Source organism: Nitrososphaera sp. AFS, from assembly GCF_009898475.1.
Classification (GTDB): domain Archaea; phylum Thermoproteota; class Nitrososphaeria; order Nitrososphaerales; family Nitrososphaeraceae; genus Nitrosopolaris.
The window spans coordinates 271-6,303 of record NZ_QURE01000077.1; the positions used below are offsets into that span (position 1 = coordinate 271).

The following is a 6,033-nucleotide window of genomic DNA, read 5'->3' on the forward strand; positions in this document are numbered from 1 at the left end:
ATGATCATGTCAATATTGCAAAGGCCTTAGATCCGAAATATCCAGAAGTTGCTCTCCCCTCTCATAGAGGGCCAATAATAGTCGATCCTTACTTAAAGGCAGAAGTGGTATTCACAGGATTGAAATATCCAACCAGCATGACTTTCATAGGTCCTAATGACATTTTGGTTACAGAGAAAGATGCGGGTACAGTAAGGAGAATTGTGAATGGTACCGAGCTGCAACAACCTGTACTTAATGCAAGTGTTGCAACGTATGGCCATAGGGGTATGTTAGGTATTGCAGTAGCTTCTCATTCTTCTTCTATAACAGCAATATCTACTAACCGTGGTAATCGTAATAATACAACAACTTACGTTTTCCTATACTACACCCAGGCTCGGACACATACAGGAGATGACATTACAGAAGGAAAACAACCTTTGGGTAATCGACTATACAGGTACGAGTTGACAGACAACAAATTAGTAAATCCGAAACTGCTGCTAGACTTACCAGCAACCCCCGGACCTATTGGTAATGGGGGTAAAGTCATCGTAGGGCCAGATAACAATGTATACGTTACCATAGGAGATGTTGGTATAGACGGCCATAATACTAAAGCACAGAATATCCAGAATGGAAGCGAGCCTGATGGAACTAGCGGAATACTCAGGGTTACTCAGAACGGTCAACCAATATTACCAGGCATCTTAGGTAATAACTATCCATTAAACCTTTATTACTCGTACGGAATATGGAATAGTTTTGGGATTACTTTCGATCCAATAACAAGAATTCTATGGGACACACAAATTGGTATATTATTTGGCGATAAAATCAATAGAGTTGACCCGGGGTTTAACGGTGGCTATAACAAGATTGACGGAATATGGTTGCATGGTTACAATACAGATCAGACTGAGAGGCAGCATGTTGCCCCACTTCATCCAGATAATTTAGTCTATTTCGGTGGCAAAGGAAAGTATTATCCCCCACAGTTTACATGGTTCAAGAAAGTAGTACCTACTGGGATTACATTTCTTGATTCTAACAAATTAGGAAGTCTATATAGAAATGATTTATTTGTTGCAGATGACTTGAACGGAAATATTTATCACTTTAAACTAAACCCACAAAGAAGTGGATTATTGTTTCAGCCCGGTCCACTTGCAGATGGCGTAGAAAACTACAATGATTCTCTTGATCAAATAATATTTGGAAAGGGCTTTGGTGGGATTACTGATCTTAAAGTAAGTCCTTACGACGGTTATCTATATGTACTGGCCTTTGACCAAGGAACAATATATAAAATAGTTCCTGTTACCAAGTAAAGTTAGTGTAAATTGTGACATCTATTTTTTACCGCCAGTAAGCCTGATATTGCAGGATAGTACCAGTTCACTATCCAAACACTAGAAAACAGGGTGCAGATTAGCCGTATGTAACATGATTTAATACCCATGGCAAGCATAATAGCAGGTCAGTTTAGTCAAGTATCTGTGTCACATATATCATATTCTACATATCAAATATAGAAGCTATTTAACTGCTGAAATCTACAGTAGACATATAATGAGTTCAACTAGGTTGCAACTGGTCACATCTATTCGATTTAATCAAGCCATTTATTGTTTAGTTTCTAAATTCTATCATTACTTGGTAGTCGATAATATATTATAGACTAAAACCTACAGGATATCTTAATAATTTCTATCGTACAAAATAATCTAAACTTATAATTTAATTGAGTCAAAAGATTGGCCGACTGAAGACTCCCTTGATTTTGCTCTCATTTTCTATCATTTTTTCGCTAACAAATAATGATTATTCAGTTCATGCTCAATTAACAAAATCTCCTGTCATTATTATCCCAATGACAATATCAGTGATATAACCAAATACATGAGTCCCAAAAATAATATATCATGAAGTCACTTAATACAAATAATCTCCTTATCATTAAACAAGTTTCTCTTACGTTCTTGGACCATTAGATCTATTGAATCCAATATGCGCTTCGGTTCCGTTTTATCTAATTCAATAGTTATTAATCCTAGAGACTTGTCAATTCTTAATGTCCTAGCCATTTTAGAGCAGTATGAAGAATTGCTACACTCTATAATATTATGTGTATTACCTCCCTAATTAGGATACAAGTATTATTAGGCCAAAGAAGCATTCGAATATAAACTCACACAAAGTTCTACAAACCAATGCTAATTCTAGTACAACACAAATTAGTATTGGCATTATCTATCACTTTCTGTCACCTGTGGCCTCTTTAGTGGAAGGTATCAGGAATTTCCAAAAAGATTCAAACCAATCAAGACTCAAACTGGCTCCAATTGCAGCAACTTCGCTACACATATTCAGCCATTCTTGCCACATCGCCATACCGACAAGAAATGGATTCAAATAACCACCTAATGCTGAACTAACATCCTTGTTATCTGTGTATGTATGGTCCTCATTGTAAAGAGATATCTGGTTACGTTGCTCAAGGTTAGCAGGCTTGAGACTAGTAGAAATCGGTTTTACCTCCTCTATTGAGGTAGATTCTAATTTTGCTATGGTGGTTAAATCAAGGCTGGTTTCTTCATTTTTTCCTGATACTGGCATAATTTGTTGCTCTTCTGGCCTGACTTCAACCATAGGCTGAGTTACTTGCGCTAATACAGGCTGAATATCTGTATCAGTATCTTTGTTTTTATCTGAAACAATAAAAGTCTGAGAGGAAACCGTCATTGGGGGTTGTATGCTGGTCTTGGGAAGATTATTGTCAAGTGGCTTTTGCTCCATTTTCGTTGGGCCTATTTCTACTACTGATGGGCTTGAACCTATTTCTTTATTCTTCTGAGACATGTACATCGATGAAAGTGGTGATTTAATAGTGGATACATTTCCTGGCTTGTCCATGGTAGCTGATGTAGATGTGGCTGAGTGCATTGTGGATTGTTCACGTTCATTTGAGGTAATTTTAACAGGACTTACCGCTTCCTTACGATCAACAGAACGGCTTTCTACATCTCCATTTTCATGATGCATTTCTATTATTGTGTGGGATGATGGCGGTAACCTAATGGGACTGGGACTGGAAGTATTATCATCTTTTTTCGTCTGCTCTCCCCCACTTGATTGTGGCTCTGTTGGATTATCCATAACTGGTTGGATTGACCTCTCAATTGTTTTAGGTAGATCGATGTTGACAGGTTGTTTACTATAGTATTTTGCTGCTAATTGAATATCATCTCGCTTTGACATTTCTGTGTCTTTACTTTTTTCTTTCTCCTTTTGGTCTTCCCCTTTTTTTGGTATACCTATTTCTTCGTTGACTGATCCTGTGATCTCAGTCTGGGCAGTACCTTGTAAATCTCTAATATTGCTGTAGTTTTCTACAACTCGAATATTCTCATTAAAATCTGATGCGTAACTTATTTTTTGTCCGTATTGTGTTTTCCTAAAATGCTCAAATTCATTTGCATAATTTTCTTGTGTTGGTGGTTCTATGCCATATTGATATCTCCCTCTTACCTCCTCTTCACTTAGCATAAGCCATAATATTTTTCCATCGAAGGCATCGGTCACATATTTAGGAATCCAGAATCTGTGTTTGTGTACTCTGCCATGTTCTAATAGCAAATGGTTTTCAGATATCTTCTTGATCTCCCCAATATCTTTTCCGTCTTTACTTTTTACTTTCTTGCCGTTAATGGTTTTCCATGTTCTAGTTGGCCCAGCTCTGTTGGTAGGGGATGTCATAGGATAGGTAAACATTGGGAAACATCATATTTTAAGGAGTGATCAGGTTAGGTTGTCACGATAGGTATTTCCGTTACAATATGACAAAATTTCAGGTTGATATACTGACAAAGACGGTGGAATAATTCTTTTAAACTAATTTTATTTTTTTACAGTATTATATGGGAATGACATTTCTCGAAAGACCCAATTTCTATAGTAACAGCCAGTAGCAGCTGAAATCAAGTGGTATTGTACCAAGACATTAGTAGCAGCTGAAAACATGGGTGGCAGCAACAGGAAAAATAGTGGTAGCAGCTGGTAACACCGTGGTAAAAAGTTGTTAGCAATGGGTAATTTGATGGTAAGAAATGGCGACAGCTGAACCTGTCTGTATATGTATAATAGATAAGGCATGGGAATCTAACGACACGAGATCAGAAGGAGAAGTGTGTTCTGTAACTATACCTACAGGGTAGGACGGTTAGGCATATTGAGCAGCTAATACATACGTCATTTACCGAAATGGGTAGAATAATCAATAAACACAAAGAGGAAATTGAACGACAAAATGCCAACTGGAGGAGAAGGTTATATATGATTTTAAATCAAAATCTGAAACCATCCAAGCTATCAAGTTATCTGAAGACAAGAATTTCGTAGATGTAGTCATAGCGCTAGATCTCCAACCGAGAATTCTTGAAATTAGAGAGTATGCATGAACTAGTTAGGGCTTATTAACCGACTATACCTTTGTTCATTAGAAATAATTCACGATCCATCGATCGACTACATCAAAATCCAAGACCCGACCACGTCTAACTAATAGTTTGTTGTAGGAATACCAATCAACCATACCTGAATAATAATTACTGGCAAGCTAAAGGTATAGTGGTCAAATAGGCATAATCCAAAGCACAGTTAATCATGCAACAAAGCAGTAGTAATTAATATGTAATAGTGGTTTATGATCGATATATCCAGAATTGGCAGCCCATTCAGACAAAGAACTTACCGAGGTTTTGTATGGCAGTGAGAACATAATTAAAAAAACGCTAGAAACCTTTTCCTGGATAGAAAGTACTCTGGATGGTTGCATTGATCGTACTGAACTAGCCATGCATGTCACTACCCCTGTAATCTGGAATGGTCTGAACAATCTGAAAGAAAGAGGAGTCAAATTGAGGCTGGTTACAGAGATTACAGCAGATAATATCACTTATGCCAAAAAGATGATGGAAATTGCTGAAGTCAATCATTTAAAGGGTGTAAGGAGTAGTTTTGGAATAGCTGACGGAGTAGAATATCTGGACCATGCAATTTCGGATAGAAATGAACTATCGCATGCAATAATAAGTAATGTTAAAGCAATTGTGGGGGCAAAGCAATATTTATTTGAAACTCTCTGGAATGTAGCTAGCCCTGCTGAACAGGTAATTAAAGAAATTGAAGAAGGAGTTGAACCAACAAAAACAGAGATAATCCAAGATACTACAGTATCAATATCTCGTGCCTATGATATAATAAAATCAGCAAAGGAACAAGTCTTGGTGATATGGGCAACTTCAAAGACATTTGTCATTGGTATGAATGCTGGTGTAGATAAACTCTATTCAGACGCAATCCGTAATGGGGCGATAGTGAAGCTACTGATTCCATATGGAGATAGAGCTGAGGCCATAGTAAAAGATCTAAAAATGCTCGTTCCGAAAATAAATATCAAGATTGCAGATAAGAGTTTAGAGACCAAAATCACTATTCTCGTTGTAGATAGGAGAGAGGTAATGACATGGGAGTTAATAGATGATAAAATAGAAAATCCATACGAGGCTGGTGGCTTGGCAACATATTCTAATAATACGTCAATTGCTTCATCGTATGCAACTATATTTGAAACCCTTTGGAAGCAAACGGAATTGTATGAGCAATCACAAAATTTCAGTAAAATGCAAAATGACTTTGTCAATATAGCAGCTCATGAGCTTCGTACCCCTATACAACCCATAATTGGTCTAACTCAAATTCTACGTTCCCAGATAACAGATAGTAAACAACAAGAATTGCTAGATGTTACCATCAGAAATGCGAAACGACTCAATAAGCTATCATCTGAAATATTGGATGTTACAAGGCTTGAAAGCCATACATTTGAACTGAATCAGGAAGTATGCAATCTTAAAGATATAATTGTCAATACCATGGACGATATAATATTAAGCAACGAGTTTAGTACCAAAAACCTTCAGCTGTCATATGAACCACAAGATATTTTATTAAACGTAGACAAGTCAAGAATAGCTGAGGTACTCTCAA

Annotated in this window: 2 protein-coding genes and 1 pseudogene; 2 read left to right on the forward strand and 1 reads right to left on the reverse strand. The window is 36.9% G+C overall.

The features are described from left to right. Positions 1 to 1,313 (forward strand): annotated as a pseudogene (locus DYY65_RS08525) (PQQ-dependent sugar dehydrogenase); the annotation flags it as partial. 925 nt (positions 1,314 to 2,238) lie between these two features. On the opposite strand, the gene DYY65_RS08530 reads toward DYY65_RS08525, so the two are convergent. After that, the gene (locus tag DYY65_RS08530) at positions 2,239 to 3,741 is read right to left on the reverse strand and encodes a hypothetical protein (RefSeq protein ID WP_162477543.1); all 1,503 of its coding nucleotides are present in this window, start codon (positions 3,739 to 3,741) and stop codon (positions 2,239 to 2,241) included. 965 nt (positions 3,742 to 4,706) lie between these two features. Between DYY65_RS08530 and DYY65_RS08535 the strand changes: the two genes are divergently transcribed. Continuing rightward, a partial coding sequence (locus DYY65_RS08535; RefSeq protein ID WP_201449420.1) for a sensor histidine kinase occupies positions 4,707 to 6,033 on the forward strand: 1,327 nt, incomplete at its 3' end.